The 18505-nt window shown below is 64.7% G+C and carries 19 protein-coding genes; 5 read left to right on the top strand and 14 right to left on the bottom strand.

Features of this window, described 5'->3' with window-relative positions; translation table 11 throughout:
- Positions 1-46 precede the first annotated feature (46 nt).
- Complete coding sequence (locus ML401_RS12280; protein WP_259205444.1) at positions 47-526, top strand: Lrp/AsnC family transcriptional regulator; 480 nt, start codon at positions 47-49, stop codon at positions 524-526.
- Positions 527-586: 60 nt separating this feature from the next.
- On the opposite strand, the gene ML401_RS12275 is transcribed toward ML401_RS12280, so the two are convergent.
- The 3 genes from ML401_RS12275 to ML401_RS12265 form a co-directional block, all read right to left on the bottom strand.
- Positions 587-799 carry a hypothetical protein gene (locus ML401_RS12275; protein ID WP_194407237.1) on the bottom strand — a complete coding sequence of 71 codons (213 nt, stop codon included), beginning with the start codon at positions 797-799 and terminating at the stop codon, positions 587-589.
- 121 nt (positions 800-920) lie between these two features.
- The gene (locus tag ML401_RS12270; RefSeq protein WP_376717356.1) at positions 921-1265 is read right to left on the bottom strand and encodes a flagellar basal body rod C-terminal domain-containing protein; all 345 of its coding nucleotides are present in this window, start codon (positions 1263-1265) and stop codon (positions 921-923) included.
- A 29-nt stretch (positions 1266-1294) separates the two neighbouring features.
- A complete protein-coding gene (locus ML401_RS12265) occupies positions 1295-2344 on the bottom strand; it encodes a hydroxyacid dehydrogenase (protein WP_285812074.1) in 1050 nt (349 codons plus the stop codon).
- Positions 2345-2584: 240 nt separating this feature from the next.
- Between ML401_RS12265 and ML401_RS12260 the strand changes: the two genes are divergently transcribed.
- The 3 genes from ML401_RS12260 (at position 2585) to ML401_RS12250 (ending at position 4211) form a co-directional block, all read left to right on the top strand.
- Positions 2585-3151: a thiamine pyrophosphate-binding protein gene (locus ML401_RS12260; protein WP_259205441.1), complete on the top strand. Its 567-nt coding sequence runs from the start codon at positions 2585-2587 to the stop codon at positions 3149-3151.
- Complete coding sequence (locus tag ML401_RS12255; protein WP_194407233.1) at positions 3148-3756, top strand: thiamine pyrophosphate-dependent enzyme; 609 nt, start codon at positions 3148-3150, stop codon at positions 3754-3756. Before ML401_RS12260 ends, ML401_RS12255 begins: the two co-directional genes overlap by 4 nt.
- A gap of 77 nt (positions 3757-3833) precedes the next feature.
- On the top strand, positions 3834-4211 hold the full coding sequence (locus ML401_RS12250; protein ID WP_285812073.1) for a VanZ family protein: 378 nt from the start codon (positions 3834-3836) through the stop codon (positions 4209-4211).
- A gap of 40 nt (positions 4212-4251) precedes the next feature.
- Here ML401_RS12250 and ML401_RS12245 read toward each other — a convergent pair whose 3' ends face one another.
- From ML401_RS12245 to ML401_RS12195, 11 genes are all read right to left on the bottom strand, one after another.
- The gene (locus ML401_RS12245; RefSeq protein ID WP_285812072.1) at positions 4252-4635 is read right to left on the bottom strand and encodes a DUF1236 domain-containing protein; all 384 of its coding nucleotides are present in this window, start codon (positions 4633-4635) and stop codon (positions 4252-4254) included.
- A 113-nt stretch (positions 4636-4748) separates the two neighbouring features.
- On the bottom strand, positions 4749-5636 hold the full coding sequence (locus ML401_RS12240) for a 2-hydroxy-3-oxopropionate reductase (RefSeq protein ID WP_259205439.1): 888 nt from the start codon (positions 5634-5636) through the stop codon (positions 4749-4751).
- A 112-nt stretch (positions 5637-5748) separates the two neighbouring features.
- Entirely contained in the window at positions 5749-6534 is a 786-nt protein-coding gene (hyi, locus tag ML401_RS12235; protein ID WP_285812071.1) for a hydroxypyruvate isomerase, read from the bottom strand.
- A 13-nt stretch (positions 6535-6547) separates the two neighbouring features.
- Complete coding sequence (gene gcl / locus ML401_RS12230) at positions 6548-8338, bottom strand: glyoxylate carboligase (RefSeq protein ID WP_259205437.1); 1791 nt, start codon at positions 8336-8338, stop codon at positions 6548-6550.
- Between the two features lie 151 nt (positions 8339-8489).
- Positions 8490-10292, bottom strand: coding sequence for an adenine deaminase C-terminal domain-containing protein (locus tag ML401_RS12225; RefSeq protein WP_285812070.1), 1803 nt, complete (start codon positions 10290-10292; stop codon positions 8490-8492).
- 85 nt (positions 10293-10377) lie between these two features.
- Positions 10378-11175 carry an NYN domain-containing protein gene (locus tag ML401_RS12220; RefSeq protein WP_285812069.1) on the bottom strand — a complete coding sequence of 266 codons (798 nt, stop codon included), beginning with the start codon at positions 11173-11175 and terminating at the stop codon, positions 10378-10380.
- Positions 11176-11227: 52 nt separating this feature from the next.
- The gene (locus tag ML401_RS12215) at positions 11228-12727 is read right to left on the bottom strand and encodes a tripartite tricarboxylate transporter permease (protein ID WP_211417581.1); all 1500 of its coding nucleotides are present in this window, start codon (positions 12725-12727) and stop codon (positions 11228-11230) included.
- The gene (locus tag ML401_RS12210; RefSeq protein ID WP_285812068.1) at positions 12727-13212 is read right to left on the bottom strand and encodes a tripartite tricarboxylate transporter TctB family protein; all 486 of its coding nucleotides are present in this window, start codon (positions 13210-13212) and stop codon (positions 12727-12729) included. The genes ML401_RS12215 and ML401_RS12210 overlap by 1 nt, the downstream gene beginning before the upstream one ends.
- Positions 13209-14177 (bottom strand): tripartite tricarboxylate transporter substrate binding protein, encoded by a 969-nt coding sequence (locus ML401_RS12205; protein WP_285812067.1) that lies wholly within the window; start codon positions 14175-14177, stop codon positions 13209-13211. The genes ML401_RS12210 and ML401_RS12205 overlap by 4 nt, the downstream gene beginning before the upstream one ends.
- Before the next feature lie 104 nt (positions 14178-14281).
- Positions 14282-15124 (bottom strand): IclR family transcriptional regulator, encoded by an 843-nt coding sequence (locus ML401_RS12200; protein WP_194408242.1) that lies wholly within the window; start codon positions 15122-15124, stop codon positions 14282-14284.
- 191 nt (positions 15125-15315) lie between these two features.
- Positions 15316-17445 carry an acetate--CoA ligase family protein gene (locus ML401_RS12195; RefSeq protein ID WP_211417584.1) on the bottom strand — a complete coding sequence of 710 codons (2130 nt, stop codon included), beginning with the start codon at positions 17443-17445 and terminating at the stop codon, positions 15316-15318.
- Between the two features lie 350 nt (positions 17446-17795).
- Between ML401_RS12195 and ML401_RS12190 the strand changes: the two genes are divergently transcribed.
- Complete coding sequence (locus ML401_RS12190) at positions 17796-18491, top strand: GntR family transcriptional regulator (RefSeq protein WP_200495029.1); 696 nt, start codon at positions 17796-17798, stop codon at positions 18489-18491.
- Positions 18492-18505: the final 14 nt, after the last annotated feature.

The raw sequence follows: 18505 nt of genomic DNA, 5'->3' as shown, positions 1-18505 counted from the left end.
GCCGGTTTCCGGCGCCGAAATGTCCTTTCACGCTGGAAACCAAACCTTGGCCCTCGACCGGAAAGACCTCGCGATCCTCGCGGAACTCACGACCAATGCGCGCGCCAGTCATACCGAGCTCGCCAACAAGATCGGCTTGTCCAGCACGGCGCTGGCGCGGCGGCAGAAGACGCTCGAGGACGACGGCTACATCCAGGCCTACCAGGCCGCGCTCGACCTCACCCGGTTCGGCCTCACCACCACGGTGCTGGTCAGGATCGCGTTGGAGAGCCAGAGCGACGACGCGCTGAAGGCCTTCGAGGCGGAGGTGGTGAAATGCCCTTCCGTCGTGCGCTGCTTCCTGATGTCGGGCACCGACGATTACATCCTCATCGTGCTGGCCCGCGACATCCAGGATTTCGAGCGTATCCACCGCACCGAGCTATCCCGACTGCCGCGCGTCGCGCGGGTGCAGTCGAGCTTCGCGTTGCGCGAAATCGTCAACCGCGCGGTGCCGATCGTGGTGTTCGGCGAAGCCAAGCGCTAGCTGCGTCGACCGCGGCTCAAATCACTTGAGGGTGCGCCCTGCTTGCTCGAACAACGAGCCTCACGACGGATAATCGGCCGGTCTCACATGGATGCGGTCGGCATGCAGCGACCAGTGATGCAGCGCCTGGTCCTTGCAGAATCTCGCTTTCGCCCGCTCCTTGGCCTCGTCCTCGTCGGCGGCGTCGATCTCCAGTGTACCCTGGCAAATCTCGCTCTGCCGGCCGTACTCGCCGAGCACATTCTTCATGAACTTGACGACATAGGTTGACATGGGACCTCCCTGCTGCCCCGGCGACACTCTAGTCCCATTTAGGCCGGATGGGGAAAGGAGATTTTGACGCGGATCAAGGCCAGGCAAAGTTCCCGCCGCCCATTCGGGCAGCAATCCGCCCTCATGTGGTGATGTCGAGCAGCGACTTTTCCGTTTCCGCGTAGGCCTGAATGACCTTTGCGTTGGCAATGAAGCTGTACTTTGCGGCCGCCAGTTGGACGAATTCGCTGGCGATATCGACATTCGGCGCGGCGACCAGGCCATCCTGGTTGGCGAAGGGAGCGCTTGGGTCGGATTGTGCGGTGTAGCTCGGTGATACCGTCGACACCGTCGCGACCGTGCCGCCCGGCGCCGAGCCGCTCGATTGGTCGACCTGGTCGACGCGCAATGGCACGTAAGCTGCGGGATACGTCGGAGCGATGCCCGAACCGCCCGTGGCCGCCTGCCTTTCCGTCGCGGTAACCAATGATCGGAGCGCGTCGACCCTTCGCGCTCCTATCCCGGCGTCACGCCGAACGCCTGCTTGAAGCGCTCCGCATAGCGCGGCCAGACCTCGGGATTGATGATGCGCGGCGGGCGCTTGCCGTCGAGCGTGTCCAGCACCTGCTCGGCCGCGATCCGGCCCATGTTCTGGCGCGCCTCGATGGTGACGCCGGCGGTGTGCGGGCTCGCCAGAACGTTGTCGAACTGGAGCAGCGGATGCTCCGGCGGCGGGGGCTCCTTGGACCAGACGTCGAGGCCGGCACCGGCGATGCGCTTGTCGCGCAGCGCCTGGAACAACGCATCCTCGTCGTGAATGAAGCCGCGCGCTGTGGTGATGAAGTAGGCATGCGGCTGCATCAGCGCAAACTCGCGCGTGCTGATCATGTTGCGGCTGCCCTTGTCGAGCGGACAGGAGATCGAGACGAAGTCAGACCGGCGCAAGAGCTCGTCGAGCTCGACCTTCTCCCCGCCACGCTCGGCCATCACCTCGGCCGACAGATACGGGTCATAGGCCAGCACCTTCATGCCGAGCAGGCCCTTGCACAAAGCGGCGATGCGGCGGCCGACATTGCCGAGGCCGATGATGCCGACGGTCTTGTGCTCGACCTCGTTGCCGACCAGCTCGTTGCGGTTGACGTTGGCTTCCCGGCGCAGCTTGCGATCGGACTGGATGATGCGCTTGGACAGCGTCAGCATCATCGCCAGCGCGTGCTCGGCCACCGAATGGGCGTTGCCGCCGGACTGGTTGACGACCAGGACGCCCGCCTCCGTGCAGGCCTCGACGTCGACGGGATCGAAGCCGGCGCCATTGCTGGAGACAAGCAGCAGGTTCGGCGTGCGCTTCAGCAAGGCGGCATCGACGTGGAAATGCGGGGCGAGTTCGTCGCGGGCCGCGCCGATCTGGTAGACATGCGCCGCGCTCATGATCGGCGCGTAGAAATCTTCAGGGCTCTCGTTCTCGATCCGATCGAGCCGGACGTCAGGCCGCGCCTTCAGGATGTCGACATAGATCGGATTGGCCAGGTATTTGACGTAGAAGACGCGCTTGCTGTTGACAGACATCAGGACCCTTCCGGCTCTCTTGAGGGGCCGCAAGGTCAGCGCGATCCGCGCCCGTCCGTGCCTCCCTCCCATTTTGTAATTGTCGCCGCTTATGACACGGCGGTGCCGGCCATGGCAGGCCGTCTGGCGCAGATCACGGTGCCGGCTCGGACATGTTGACAATCCCGCCCGCTCCGTCAAGTTCGGCTGACAGCCGCGGCGGCCAAGGAAGAAGCATGCGCGGCGCAAGGGAGAACGCAAATGGCGATTGCGGAACGGCAGACTTCGCCCGAGGCGACCCAAGGGTCCAGCGACCGAAGTTGGCACGGCATCGTCCTGCAAACCCTGAAGCGGAACGAGATCAGCCTCGTCCCCTACGTGCCCGACCGCGTGCTGACCCCGCTGATCAAGAATCTGCATGCCGATCCCTTCTTCACCACCTTCGCCACGGCTCGCGAGGAGGAGGCGGTCGGCATCGTCTCGGGCGCCTGGATGGGCGGTCGGCGCGGCGCGGTGCTGATGCAGACCTCGGGCTTTGCGACGCTCGCCAACGTGCTCGCCTCGCTCGCAGTGCCCTACCAGATTCCCCTGATCATGTTCGTCTCCGAACGAGGCACGCTCGGCGAGTTCAACTACGGGCAGTCGCTGGTCTGCCGCACCATGCGCCCGGTGCTGGATTCGCTCGCGCTGGAGCACCACACCATCACCCGGCTCGACGAGCTCGAATTCATCTCCGACCGCTCGATCAAGCAGGCCGTCACGACGCAGGCGCCGGTGGCCCTGATCCTCAACCCGCTGCTCACCGGCGGCAAGACCTTCGACAAATGAGTTTGGCGATGGATACCCGCAACACCAAAGTCATGAACCGCTTCGACGTCACCTCGCGGCTGATCGCAAAGCTCAAGCACGAGGAAGCGGTGATCGGCGGCATCGGCAACACCAATTTCGACCTCTGGGCCGCCGGCCACCGCCCGCAGAATTTCTACATGCTGGGCAGCATGGGGCTCGCCTTCCCGATCGCGCTCGGCGTGGCCCTGGCGCAGCCCGACCGCCGCGTCTTCGCGCTCGAAGGCGACGGCTCGCTGCTGATGCAGCTCGGCGCGCTCTCGACCATTGCGGCGTTGAAGCCCAAGAACCTCATCATGATCGTGATGGACAACGGCATCTACCAGATTACCGGCGCACAGCCGACACCTGCGGCGGGCGTCGCGGACATCGTTGCCATCGCGATCGGCTCCGGCCTTGCCAATAGCGCGTGGGCTGCGGACGAGGAGGATTTCGAACGGCTGGTTGATGCAGCCATGTCCGCCGCCGAGCCACACCTGATCGCGGTCCGGATCGACGACAAGCCCGGCGTCGGCGCCACGAGGCGTGATCCCGTGCAGATCCGGGAGCGGTTCATGCATGGGCTCGGCGTGCGCGAGCCACTTTAACGTTTCGTCATTAACTACACAGCGATCTGATGGAGGGACTGTACCGGCCCGCCGCAGATCTGTGCTAAGCGAAACGGATGTCCATTTTGATACGTTCCTTCGCCTGGCTGCTCGCGGCCGCCGTGACCTTCGCGACTCTCGGTCCCCCCGGCCTACGGCCTCATTCCGACCTCGGCCAGGACGGCGAACATGCAGTCGCATTCATCCTGGTGGGGCTGGCCTTCGGCCTCGCCTATCCGCGCCGGCGCCTGCTCAGTACAGCGGCCGCGATCGTCCTGATCGGGGTGCTCGAGCTGATGCAGTTTTGGGCACCCGGACGCCATGCCCGGCTGGAGGATTTTCTGGTCGACGCGCTCACCGCCTGCCTCGGCTTTGCGCTCGCGGCCGTGGCCGATTGGCTGCTGACGCGCTTTCGCGGTGGCCCCGCCGTCACAAGCGAAGGCCCCGCGGAGTGATACTCCGCAGGGCCCAGCTTTCAGCATATGGAATTGCCGATCAGTCGATGATCTTGACGACGCGGCGCGTGCGTGGCTCCACAATCACGCGGCGATCGTTCACGACCGCATAGCGATACTCGGTGTAGTTCGGCACGGGCCGCAGCACGACGGTGGGTGGCAGCGGCTCACCGACCACGACGCGCTCCTCGACCACGACGGAGTCGCTGCGAGGAATTCCGCCGAGGACCGCATTCGGAATTTCAAGACCGGCGCCGACGGCCGCGCCGACGGTGCCGCCGACCATCGCTCCGATCGGACCGCCGATGTCGCCGCCCGCACGCGCGCCATCCCTGGCGCCCTGCTCGGTCGTCGACTGGGCAAAGGCTGCGCTCGACGCCAGCAGCGACGCGACAGCCAACGTAATCGCAAGACGGGTTTTCATGTTGTTTTGTCTCCGGTGATTGTCCTGCGCCTTCAACCGCGGGGCCGAAGCATTGTTCCGGTTCCCCGTGGCGAAAGACGCAGCAAACACGAAGACTGTTACCGCGTAACAGTTCAGGCTGCGGCGATCTCGTGGCTCGCCATCAGTTCCAGCGCCCGCACCATCGCCGAATGATCCCAGCCCTTGCCGCCATGCGCGGCGCAGGCCGAGAACAATTGCTGCGCCACCGCCGTGCTCGGCAGCGACAGGCCGAGCGCACGAGCGCCTTCCAGCGCGAGGTTGAGATCCTTCTGGTGCAGCTCGATGCGGAAGCCGGGATCGAAATTGCGCTTCACCATGCGCTCGCCGTGCACTTCGAGGATCCGCGAGGAGGCGAATCCGCCCATCAGCGCTTGCCGCACCAGCGCCGGATCGGCCCCGGCCTTCGATGCAAACAGCAGTGCCTCGCTCACCGCCTCGATCGTCAGCGCGACGATGATCTGGTTGGCGACCTTGGTCGTCTGCCCGTCGCCATTGGCGCCGACGCGGGTGACGTTCTTCCCCATCTTGTCGAAAGCCGGCTTCATGGTGTTGAAGGCCCGTTCCGGCCCGCCGACCATGATGGTGAGGCTCGCCGCCTTGGCGCCGACCTCTCCGCCCGAGACCGGCGCGTCGAGATAGTCCGCGCCGAGCGCCTCGATCTTCTTCGCGAACTCTTTCGTCGCCAACGGCGAGATCGAGCTCATGTCGACGACGATCTTGCCCTTGGAGATGCCGCTCGCAACCCCGTCCTTGCCGAACAGCACCGCCTCAACATGCGGCGTATCAGGCACCATGATGATGACGGCATCCGCCCCTTCCGCGACCTCCTTGGCCGACTTGCACGCAACGCCGCCCGCGGCAATCAGCTCCGGCGAAACCGGCGCGACGTCGTGCAGGAGAACGCGATGGCCTGCGCTCAGGAGGTGGCCGGCCATCGGCCGTCCCATGGTGCCAAGTCCGATGAAGCCGATGTCGATCATGTCTGGGTTTCCTCTCGATTTGGGCGAAGTCGTATCCACTGGCTCGGTACACCTCCCCCGCTTGCGGGCGCGGGAGCGCACCGTCATCGCAGCTGCATCTGAGCCCGAGCTCCTACGTCTCAAACGTCTGCGCGGCGTGCCACGAAAGCCCTTCCAGCGTCGTAGTGCGCGGCTTGTATTCGCAGCCGATCCAGCCGCGATAGCCGATCGTGTCGAGATGGCGGAACAGGAAGGGATAGTTGATCTCGCCGGTGCCGGGCTCGTGCCGGCCGGGATTGTCGGCGAGCTGGATATGGGCGATTTGCGGCAGATATTCCTGCATGGTGCGGGCGAGATCGCCCTCCATGATCTGCATGTGATAGATGTCGTACTGGGCGAACAGATTGTTCGACCGCACCTCCGAGATCAGCTGTATCGCCTGCTCGGTGCCGTTGAGGAAGAAGCCGGGAATGTCGAGCGTATTGATCGGCTCGACCAGCAGCTTGATGTTTTCCCTTGCCAGCGTCGAGGCGGCAAAGCGCAGGTTTCCGACCAGCGTCTCGTTCAGCTCGCGCGGATCGGCGTCGGCAGGCGCAATACCCACGAGGCAGTTGAGCTGCTCGCAATCGAGCGCCTTGGCATAGTCGATGGCACGAAATACGCCGTCACGGAATTCAGCAGTGCGATCGGGCAGGATCGCAATGCCGCGCTCGCCGCCTGCCCAGTTACCCGCCGGCAGATTGTGCAGCACCTGCGTCAACTCGTGGGCCTCGAGCTGCTCGCGCAGCTGCGCCTTGTCGAAATCATAGGGGAAGAGATATTCGACCCCCGAGAAGCCCGCCGCCTTCGCCGCTGCGAAGCGGTCGAGGAACGGCATCTCGTTGAAGAGCATGGTGAGGTTGGCGGCAAACTTCGGCATGATGCTTCTCCCCTTATTCAGCCGGCTGCAACACGCCGGGCCTGACGGTCCCGACCTCGTCGAGCGGTAGATCCAGCACCTCCTCGAACTCGACGATGTTGTCGATCTCGGTGCCCATCGCGATGTTGGTGACGCGTTCGAGGATGAACTCGACCACGACAGGCACGCGGTGCTTGGCCATCAATTCGCGCGCGGTCGTAAATGCCGCCTGTGCGTCCTTCGGATCGGTGACGCGGATCGCCTTGCAGCCGAGGCCCTCGGCGACCGCGACATGGTCGACGCCGTAGCCGTTGAGCTCCGGCGCATTGACGTTCTCGAAGGAGAGCTGGACGTGATAGTCCATGTCGAAGCCGCGCTGGGCCTGACGGATCAGGCCGAGATAGGAGTTGTTCACGACGACGTGGATGTAGGGCAGATTGAACTGCGCCCCGACCGCGAGCTCCTCGATCAGGAATTGGAAGTCGTAGTCGCCCGATAGCGCGACGATGTCGCGATCCGGGCACGCGGCACGCACGCCGAGGGCGGCGGGCAAGGTCCAGCCGAGCGGCCCCGCCTGCCCGGCATTGATCCAGTTACGTGGGCGATAGACGCCGAGGAACTGGGCGCCAGCGATCTGCGACAGGCCGATCACGGTGACGTAGCAGGTGTCGCGACCAAAGGCCTTGGTCATCTCCTCATAGACGCGCTGCGGCTTGATCGGGACATTGTCGAAATGACTCTTGCGCAGCATGGTCTTCTTGCGGTCGCGGCAGGCAGCGGGCCACGCCTGGCGCTCGCGAAGCCTGCCTACCCGGCGCCACTCCCTGGCGACGGTGACGAACAGCTCGAGCGCGGCCTTCGCGTCCGAGACGATGCCGAGATCGGGATTGAACACGCGCCCGATCTGCGTCGGCTCGATGTCGACATGCACGAAGGTGCGGCCTTTGGTGTAGGTTTCGACCGAGCCGGTGTGGCGGTTGGCCCAGCGGTTGCCGATGCCGAGCACGAAATCGGACTCCAGCATCGTGGCATTGCCGTAGCGATGGCTGGTCTGAAGCCCCACCATGCCGGCCATCAGCACGTGATCGTCGGGGATCGCGCCCCACCCCATCAGGGTCGGAACCACAGGCACGTTGGCGATCTCGGCGAATTCGACCAGGAGATCCGACGCGTCGGCATTGATGATGCCGCCGCCCGCGACGATCAACGGCCGCTCGGCGGCGTTGAGCATCTCCAGTGCCTTCTCGACCTGCTTGCGGGTCGCGGTGGGCTTGTAGACCGGCAGCGGCTCATAGGTCTCATCGTCGAACTCGATTTCGGCGAGTTGCACGTCGAGCGGCATGTCGATCAGCACCGGCCCCGGCCGGCCCGAGCGCATCACATGAAACGCCTGGCTGAACACCCGCGGCACCAGCGCCGGCTCGCGCACGGTCACCGCCCATTTGGTCACGGGCTTGGCGATCGACTCGATGTCGACGGCCTGGAAATCCTCTTTGTAGAGCCGCGCGCGCGGTGCCTGCCCGGTGATGCAGAGGATCGGGATGGAATCGGCGATCGCGGAATAAAGCCCGGTGATCATGTCGGTGCCCGCCGGGCCCGAGGTTCCGATGCAGACCCCGATATTGCCGGCCTTGGCGCGCGTGTAGCCCTCGGCCATGTGCGAGGCACCCTCGACATGCCGCGCCAGGATGTGGCGGATCGAGCCGCGCTTCTTCAGCGCCGAGTAAAGCGGATTGATCGCAGCCCCGGGAACTCCGAAGGCGGTGGAGACACCCTCCTTTTCCAGAATTCGCACGGCAGCATCGATAGCTCGCATCTTCGCCATATCGGACCTCGCTCGAGTTGCGTCAGCGAGCGAGATCATCGGGCGCGCAGCATACGATCTCAACGAGATCGATTTTATTTTCCACGATGCGGCAGCCGTGGAAAAAACGCGGCAGCTTCAGTCAGTTAGGCTGAGGCACGCGTGAAAGCCATCACTCGAACAGCGGCGCCAGCTCCATTTGCGGCACCAGCACGAGGCCCTTGTCGGTGATGCGAATTTCCGGAATGACCGATAGCGGAATCAAATTGAAGCCCATGTAGGGGATGGTGCAGCCGGCCTTGGCCCACTCTTTCTTCAGGGCCTTAACGTCTTCGGCCACTTCCGTGACGCGCTTGTCGGACAGGAGGCCCGCGATCGGCAGCGCGACCAGCGCCCTCACCTCGCCGTCGGCGACGACGCAGACGCCGCCCTGCTGCGCCTTGATGGCGGCGATCGCCGCCTGCATATCCGGCTCGTTGGTGCCGGCGACGATGATGTTGTGGCTGTCGTGGCCGACGCTGGAGGCCACCGCGCCGCGCTTCAGGCCAAAATCCTTCAAGAGGCCGTGCGCGACGTTGCCAGCCGACTTGCCGTGGCGCTCGACCACCGCGACGAAGCAGAGGCCATGGCGCTCAAACAGCGCCGGCCAGTCCTTGGCCGGCTCGATCTTGACCTTCTCGTGGATCAGCGTGATGCCGGGCAGCGCGGTCTTGATCGCGTTGACCGTACAGGCCTTCGCCGGCAGCTCCGGCGTCAGCTTCAGCTTCTCCGGCAGCTTCACCGTCGCGTAAGCCGCTTTGGGATATTGATAGCGCTGCGACAGCGCCCGATCGAGGCTATCGGTGATCTTGCCATGCTCGACCACGAGCTCGCCGCCATACCAGGTGCATTGCGGCTTGAGCTGATCGTCCATCAGCACGAGATCGGCGCGGCGCCCGCCACCGAGCCCTCCGATGTCGCCATCCATGGCGAAGCGCGTCGCGCCATGCAGCGAGCCCATCGACCAGGCCTGCTCCGGCGACATCCCCGCCTTCACCGCTTCGCGCACCACCCAGTCGAGACCGAACAGCAGGAGATCGTCGGCGTCGCGGTCGTCGGTGCACACCGCCGTGCGCTTGTGCGAGGCTCCGAGCTCGGTGATGGTGCGGATCGCCTGCGGCAGCGAATGCCAGGGCGTCGTCGGCGGGCCGCCGCGTAAAAATACCCAGACGCCGGCGTCGAGCAGATCGTCCGCGATGTCGCGGTCGATCGCTTCGTGGGTGTCGGTGACGCCTGACGCCGCATAGGCCGCGACGAATTCGCGGCCGTAGACGTGGCCAGAGACGGGACGGCCACGCTTCAAGGCGGCCGCGAGGATGGCGTGGCTGCGCTCGTCGCCCATCGCAACAGGCACAAAATCCATCTTCTCGCCGAGCGCCACGGCCTCCGGCCAGCGATCGAACAGGCCGGCGATCTTGTCCGGTGTGAGATCGCCGCCAGCGGTCTCCAGCTCGGCCGAGGTCGCAGGGACCGTCGAAGGCACCGTCAGGAAGATCGAGAGCGGCGCCTGCCGCGCGTCCTCCAGCATCGCCTCGACGCCGGCAACATCCATGACGTTGCCGATCTCGTGGCTGTCGCAGAAGATCGTGGTGGTGCCGTTCAGCAGCGCCGCTTCCGCGTAGGCACAGGCCGTCACCATCGACGATTCGATGTGGATGTGCGGATCGACCAGACCCGGCGCGACGATGCCGCCGGCGGCGTCGTAAGTCGCAGCGCCGCTCCAGATCTTCTTCGCCACGCCGGCCAGCTTCACCGCCGCAATGCGGCCGCCTGATATCCAGACCTCGCGGTTCCCATGGATGCGCTCCGAATAAGTCGAGAGCACCTGCGCACCGGTGATGACGAGATCAGGCGCGACGCGCGCCGAGGCCACATCGGCCAGACGCTGGGTCATGCTGTGCAGCGGCGCGACGGAAAAGCGCGTGAGTTTGGTCATGGGAACCCTCGCTTGGCGTTACGGCCGAACGATAGTTACGCCCTACGCCAAACCGGGCAAACTCAAATATAGCGGCACGCTCTGCTTACGCCTTAGGCGTCGAACCGCCTGCCGCCCTCGACCTTGGACGCCTGCGCGACTTCTGTACTGTCGGCGCTGGCGCGGCAACCTTGACCCTGATCCGCACCGACCGCCCGTTTGTCTCATCGATCTCGAACGAATTGGTCTTTCGGACGAGGTCGCTCAGCTTGCGAAAACCGAACGTTCTCGGATCGAAATCGGAAGCCAGGTTGGCAAGCCGCTGCCCGAGTTCACGGAGCGCGACCCAGCCGTCCTCGCTTTCCATCTGGGTGATGACCTTCTTGATGATGGGCGTGGCCGCATCGGGCGGCAGAAGCGGCGCAGACTTCGAGGCTGCGTCCTGGGTGGTCGCGGTGCCGGCAAGGAGGTTCTCGGTGTAGACGAACCTTCGGCAGGCCTGTCTGAAGCTCTCCGGTGTCTTCTGTTCGCCGAACCCAAAGACATCGACGCCCTGCTCCCGGATGCGGGCCGCGAGGCGGGTAAAGTCGCTATCGGATGACACCAGGCAGAAGCCGTCGAACCGGCCGCTGTGAAGCAGGTCCATCGCGTCGATGACCAGCGTGATGTCTGACGCATTCTTCCCGGTGGTATAGGCGAACTGCTGCTGTGGGATGATGGCGTGCTTCGACAGGATGTCGGCCCAGCCCCTGGATCGCGCGTTGGAGAAGTCGCCGTAGATACGGCGAACGCTGGCCTCGCCGATCTTGGCAATCTCCTCGAACAGTCCGTCCGCAATCTTCGCGGAGGCATTGTCGGCGTCGATCAAAACCGCAAGACGCGGCGAGCGGAGCTCGGAAGGCATGACAGTTCTCCACGAATGGCCGCGACACGAGACGACAAGTGCGCCAGGACGGTCAGTCCTCGTTCGCCTTGAACCGCCCCAGCCCCTTCAGCACGAATGGGGCCAGCAGCGCAACCAGCGCGAGGCCGAGCAGCGTCGCCGAGATCGGGCTCTGCAGCAGCGTCATGGGATCGCCGAGGCTGATCGCGAGCGCGCGACGCAGCTGGCTCTCGGCGATCGGGCCGAGGATCAGGCCGACCACGACGGGAGCGATCGGAAAATCGAACCGGCGCATCAAGAAGCCGAGCACGCCGAAGCCTGATAGCATCGACAATTCCACCACCGACGGCTTTGCCGCGATGGTGCCCATGGTCGCGAACACGAGGATGCCGGCATAAAGCCAGGGCTGCGGGATTGCGAGCAACCGCACCCAGAGCCCGACCAGCGGCAGATTCAGCACCAGCAGCATCAGGTTGGCGATGAACAGGCTGGCGATCAGGCCCCACACGAGGTCCGGCCGCTCGGCGAACAGCAGCGGGCCCGGGTTGAGGCCGTATTGCTGGAAGCCCGCCAGCATCATCGCGGCCGTCGCCGAGGTCGGCAGCCCCAACGTCAAGAGCGGAACCAGCGTGCCGGCCGCGGAGGCGTTGTTGGCGGCTTCCGGCCCCGCGACGCCTTCGATCGCCCCCTTGCCGAATTCTTCGGGGTACTTCGTGAGGCGCTTCTCGGTCGAATAAGACAGGAAGGTCGGGATTTCCGCGCCGCCCGCGGGCAGCGCGCCGATCGGGAAGCCGAACATGGTGCCGCGCAGCCAGGGCTTCCACGAGCGCTTCCAATCTTCCTTTGTCATCCACAGCGAGCCACGCACCGCCTCCAGCTTCTCCTCGCTGTGGTGGCGGCGCGACGCGACATAGAGCGCCTCGCCGACTGCGAACAGCCCGACCGCCAGCGTCGTCACCTCGACGCCGTCGAGCAATTCAGGAACGCCGAATGCAAGCCGCGCCTGTCCCGTCAGCTTGTCGATGCCGACGAGGCCGAGCGTCAGACCGATGAACAGGCTGGTCAGGCCGCGGATCGGGGAATCGCCGAAGGTCGCCGACACCGTGACGAAAGCGACGCACATCAGCGCGAAATAGTCCTCGGGGCCGAAGCGCACGGCGAAATCGACCAGCCACGGCGCGAGGAAGGCAAGACCGATGGTGGCAATGGTTCCGGCTACAAAGGAGCCGATCGCGGAGGTCGCAAGCGCCGGCCCGCCGCGGCCGGCCTTGGCCATCTTGTTGCCCTCGAGCGCGGTCGCCATGGAAGCGCTCTCGCCGGGCGTGTTGATCAGGATCGCGGTGGTCGAGCCGCCATACATGCCGCCGTAATAGATGCCCGCGAACATGATCAGCGAGCCGCCGGGATCGAGCTTGTAGGTCACCGGCAGCAACAGCGCGACCGTCAGCGCGGGGCCGATGCCGGGCAGCACGCCGACGGCCGTGCCGAGGAACACGCCGATCAGCGCATAGAGCAGGTTGATCGGCTGAATGGCGACGACCATGCCGTGCCCCAGCGCCGCAAAAGTGTCCATCACAGCAGTCGCTCCAGCGGGCCGGTCGGAAGGCTCAACGTCAACAATCGGTCGAATGCGAGATAGATGAGGGTCGACATCACAACGGCGATGATGCTGTCGACGAGGATGGCACGGCGTCCGAAGGCCGCCGACGTCGTCACGAACAGCGCCGAGGTCGCAAGGATGAAGCCGCCGCCGAAGCCGATGATGGCGATCAACAGCGCCAGGCCGACGAGGATCAGAAACACCGGAACCGGATCGGTGCTCTCGCGCGCCGGCAGATTGCCGCGCACCGCGTCGATGAAATTGCCGATCGCGAGCAGCGCAAGGCCGCAGGCGATCACGACCGGCGTCGCCTCCGGCCCCATGCCGTACATCGCGGTGGATGACAGGCCGCGCGCGTCCCAGACCAGCACCGCGGCGAGCACGGCGAGCAGCGCAGCGATGACGATACCGGCGCGATCGACGCGCCGCGGCGGCTGGGTGGGACCGCCCGAGGTCATGACTTGACCAGGCCGACCGATTTCAGCACGTCGGTGACCCGCACGGTTTCCTTCTTCAGGAAGTCGGCGAAGGCGTCGCCGCCGAGATAGGCATCCTCCCAGCCCTTCTGCTTGAGGATCTCCTTCCAGGCATCCGACTTCACCATCTTCTCGACTGCGTCGCTCAAGGTCTTCTTCTGCTCCGGCGTGATGCCGGGAGGCGCGACCACCGAGCGCCAATTGGCAATCACGAGGTCGATGCCCTGCTCCTTGAAGGTCGGGATGTCGCTGCCCGGGATGCGCTTCTCCGAGGTCACGCCGATCGCGCGCAACTTGCCGGACTTGATCTGCCCTTCATATTCGCTGAGGCCCGAAATGCCCGCGGTGACCTTGCCGCCGAGGATCGCAGCGAGCGACTCGCCGCCGCCGGAGAACGGGATGTAGTTGATCTTCTTGGCGTCGGCGCCGACGGCCCCGGCGAACAGTGCCGCCATCACATGATCGACGCCGCCGGCAGAGCCGCCGGCGAAGGTCACCTTGGCGATATCGGCCTTCACCGCGGCAGCGAGATCCTGCGCGGTCTTGATTGGCGAATTCGCGGGCACCACGATCACCTGGATTTCTTCGGTGAGACGCGCGATCGGCGTCACCTGTTCCAGCGTCACCGGCGACTTGTTCATGGCGAGCGCGCCCACCATGACGAAGCCGTTGACCATCATCTGGTTGCCGTCGCCCTTGGCGCCATTGACGAACTGGGCGATGCCGACGCTGCCGCCCGCACCGGGAACATTGGTGACCTGCACACTGCGCGCAACGCCCGAAGCCACCAGCGCCTGCTGCATCGAGCGCGCGGTCTGGTCCCAGCCGCCGCCCGGGGCCGCCGGCGCCATCAGCTTGAGTTCGAGCTGCTGGGCAAGAGAAGGCGTCGCTGCCGCAAGGGTCAGCGCGACGGCTGCGCCGGCAAGGCGCGTGGAAAATCGAAACATTGGGCATCTCCAGGCTCATGCGGACGTTTGCCGCATTGTGTCGTTTGGTCGCATATCAGCCAAAACGACCGATGCTGTCCAGCGACAGTGCCCGGATTTTCCAATTAGCGGGGCGTCGGCATCACCCCGCCGAGCGCAAGGGTCAGCTCGCCGGCGACGTCGCGCACGATTTGGCCCACTTCCGGCAATCTGTCGTCGGTCAGGCGGCTGGTCATGCCTGAGACCGAAATCGCCGCCAGCGGCTCGGCGCAGTCGTTGTATACCACCGCAGCAATGCAGCGCAGGCCCATGCAGGCCTCTTCATCGTCGAGCGCAAACCCCTGCTTGCGGATCTTTTCGAGCTCCTTGAACAGGTCACTCGGGCGCACGATCGATTTCTCGGTCAGGCGGGGCATGCCGTGATGGCGGATGACGGCGCCGACGTCCTCGTCCGAATAGGTCGCGAGCACCGCCTTGCCGACACCTGATGTCACCATGGCGACGCGGCCGCCGACCTGGGTCAGCGAGCGCATGATCTCGCGGCTCTCCATCCGGGTCAGCACGATGATGAATTCGTCGTCGACGACGGCGAGATTGGCGGTCTCGCGGGTGAGATCGCGCAGCTTGCGCAAGTAGGGAATTGCCTGCGTGGAGAAATTGCGCCGCCGCGCAAAGCTTGCGCCGACCGTGAAGGCGCGCGAGCCGACGTGCCATTTGGATGCTGCACGGTCGAACTGGACGAAGCGGCGGCTTTCCAGTGTCGCCAGCAAGCGGTGCACGGTCGAGGCCGACAGGCCGGTGCGGATGGCGAGATCGCTGAGGCGGTAGCCTTCGTCGTCCTCGGCCAGTGTTTCCAGGATCGACAGTGCGCGGTCGACCGACTGCACGCCGCCGTCGCGTGCGTCATGGTCAGCCTCCGATGACGATCGAGGCTCAAGTGATTTGCGCCGGATCACGTTCTTGCTCATCGCGACCTGCATCTCTTCTTTCCCCTCTTCCCGCTTGTGGGGCCGAGACGAGCTTCGCTCGCTCAGAGAGGGTCAGGGTGAGGGAGTCTCCGCAAGGACAGTGGCAGATAAACTCGCGGAGAGTACCCCTCACCTGGAATTTGCTGCGCAAATTCCGGCCTCTCCCCGCAAGCGGGGAGAGGCGAAGATCGTCAGAGCAGCCCTGCCCCGCGCGCCCACTTGTACTTGGCGCCGAGGACCTCGACCGGCAGCTCGGTCGAATAGGCATAGGCCGGGATGCCGTTCTGGTAGAGATATTCGGCGGCTTCCTCGACCTCGACGTCGCCCGCGAGCGAGGCGACGATTGGCTTCACGAAGCCCTTGGCCTCCATCTCCTTCTTCACCTCGACCATATTGCGGGCGAACACCATCGGCGGGGTGACGATAGTGTGCCAGTAGCCGAGGATCAGCGAGTGGATGCGCTCATCGGAGAGGCCGAGCTTGACCGTGTTGACGTAGGTGATCGGCGGCTCGCCGCCGGTGATATCCACAGGATTTCCGGCCGCGCCGAACGGCGGGATGAACTTGCGGAAGGCCGCATCGAGATCCGGCGGCATCGACATCAGCGACAGGCCGTTGTCGACGCAGGAGTCCGACAGCAGCACGCCCGAGCCGCCGGCACCGGTGATGATCAGCACGTTCTCGCCCTTCGGCGTCGGCAGCACCGGCACGCCGCGGGCGAATTCGAGCAATTGCCGCAAGCTGCGGGCCCGGATCACGCCCGACTGCGCCAGCACGTCCTCGTAGATCTTGTCGTTGCCGGCAAGCGCGCCGGTGTGCGACGAGGCCGCCTTGGCGCCGGCCGACGTGCGGCCGGCCTTGAGCACGACGACCGGCTTCTTCTTGGAGACGCGCTTTGCCGCTTCCGCAAAGGCGCGACCGTCCTTGAGGTCTTCGCAGTGCTGCGCGATCAGGTTCGTGTTCGGATCCTGCTCGAAGAAGGCGAGCAGATCGTCCTCGTCGATATCGGACTTGTTGCCGAGGCCGACGATGGCCGAAACGCCCATCTTCGCCGAACGCGAGAAGCCGATGATGGCCATGCCGATGCCGCCCGACTGCGACGACAGCGCCGCGTGGCCCTTGACGTCGTAGGCCGTGCAGAAAGTCGCGCAGAGATTGGCCGGCGTATAATAGAAGCCGTAGATGTTCGGCCCCATCAGGCGGATGTCGTACTTCTTGCCGACCTCGACGATCTCGGCCTGCAGCTCCGGCGCGCCGGCTTCCGCGAAGCCCGACGGGATCAGCACCGCGCCCGGGATTTTCTTCTCGCCGCATTCGGTCAGCGCCGCCGCGACGAACTTGGCAGGGATCGCGAACACGGCGGTGTCGATCACGCCGGGCACGTCCTTGACGCTCTTGTAGGCCTTGTAGCCGAGGATCTCGGCGGCCTTGGGGTGGATCGGATAGATGTCGCCCTTGTAGCCGCCGTTGATGAGGTTCTTCATCACGGAGTTGCCGATCTTGCCGTCCTCGGCGGAGGCGCCGACCACGGCGACGGCCTTCGGCTGCATGATGCGGCTCATCGCCGCGACGATCTCTTCGGTCGGGCGCGGCTTCGGCTTCGGAACATAGGCGAAGTCGACAACGATACGGACGTCGGCCGCGATCGCGCTCTTCGCCGTCGCGAACACCGGGTTGAGGTCGAGCTCGACGATCTCTGGGAAATCGGTGACGAGCTGCGAAACCTTGACGATGACATCGGCCAGCGCCGTACGGTTCACCGCTTCGCCACCGCGCACACCCTTCAAAATCTCGTGGGCCTGGATGCCGTCGAGCATCGAGAGCGCGTCTTCCTTGGTCGCGGGCGCGAGGCGGAAGGTGATGTCCTTGAGCACCTCGACCAACACGCCGCCGAGGCCGAAGGCGACCAGCTTGCCGAACGAGCCGTCGGTGATCGAGCCGACGATGACTTCGGTGCCGCCGGCCAGCATCTGCTGCACCTGGACGCCCTCGATCTTGGCATCAGCCTTGTACTTCCTGGCGTTGGACAGAATGGTCTCGTAGGCCTTTTCGGCGTCCTCAGCCGTCTTGAGGCCGACGATGACGCCGCCGGCTTCGGTCTTGTGGAGAATGTCCGGCGAGACGATCTTCATCACGACCGGGAAGCCCATCGAGGAGGCCATCTTGCCGGCCTCGCCCGCCGACTTGGCCACGCCCTCCTTCGGAACCGAAATGCCGTAGGCGTCGCAGACCAGCTTGCCTTCCGGGGCCGTCAGGCTGGTGCGGTTGTCCGCCTTGACCTGGTCAAGCACCTTGCGGACGGCTTCTTTGGAATTGGACATGTGGCTTCTCCCTTGACCTCAGTTCGTTCTTTTCAAAGCGCGCGCGTATTTGCGGCTGCCCGTGATGCTTGCCATTCGCCGCGCTCTGTTCCATGTCGCGGGCCGGAGCGGCATAAAGCCCAAGACTACTCCGCCGCTTTGGATCAAAAATGGCTGGCGATGGCATTTGGTATGCCAGAAGCCAACTTGTCAAGCTGCAGCATGGCCTAGAACGCCGCAAAAAATAGCCGCCTTGACATTCTGGCATGTGGTATGCCAAAAACTTTCCCGTTAATATTCCTGTAAAAGACGACTCCCACTGGAGGAGATTCGTCGTGTCACTACGGAAACCAACCAAGGCGTTGCCGAACATGGCCGAGGCAGACATCGCAATCGTTCGTATTGCCCCGGAGAGTAGCTTCAAGAACAAGGCGTATGACGCCTTGAAGGAAGCCATCCTCAAGATGGACATCTATTCGACGCCCGAGCCGGTGATGCTGGACGAGCGCGCGCTGTCCGAACGCCTGGGTGTCAGCCGCACCCCGATCCGCGAAGCCATCGCGATGCTCGAGCAGGACGGTTTCGTGAAGACGGTTCCGCGCCGCGGCATCATGGTGGTGCGCCGGACCAAGAGCGAGATCGTCGACATGATCCGCGCCTGGGCGGCGCTGGAGAGCATGGCCGCGCGCCTCATCACCACCACCGCGCGCAAGAAGGACATCACGGCGCTGCGCGACTATTTCAAGGACTTCGGCAAGGACCGCCTGCCCGAGGATCATGTCGAGGAATATTCGCGCGCCAACATCGCCTTCCACCAGGCGCTGATCTCGCTGTCGGAATCGCCGGTGCTGGTCGATCTCACGAATGACCTGCTGCTGCACGTGCGCGGCTATCGCCAGCTGACCATCGGACGCAAGGACCGCACCGCGACCTCGCTCCCCGAGCATCTCGCGATGATCGAAGCACTCGAAGCGCGCGATACCGAACTTGCGGAGAAGCGCGCCCGCGACCACACCCTCGGCCTTGCCGCTTACGTCGAAGCGCATGGCCAGGAATTGTTCACGTAACTGTTCACCTAGCA

Origin of the sequence: Bradyrhizobium sp. 62B (genome assembly GCF_030272265.2) — a bacterium.
Lineage (GTDB): Bacteria > Pseudomonadota > Alphaproteobacteria > Rhizobiales > Xanthobacteraceae > Bradyrhizobium.
This window is presented reverse-complemented; position numbering and strand designations above follow the sequence as displayed.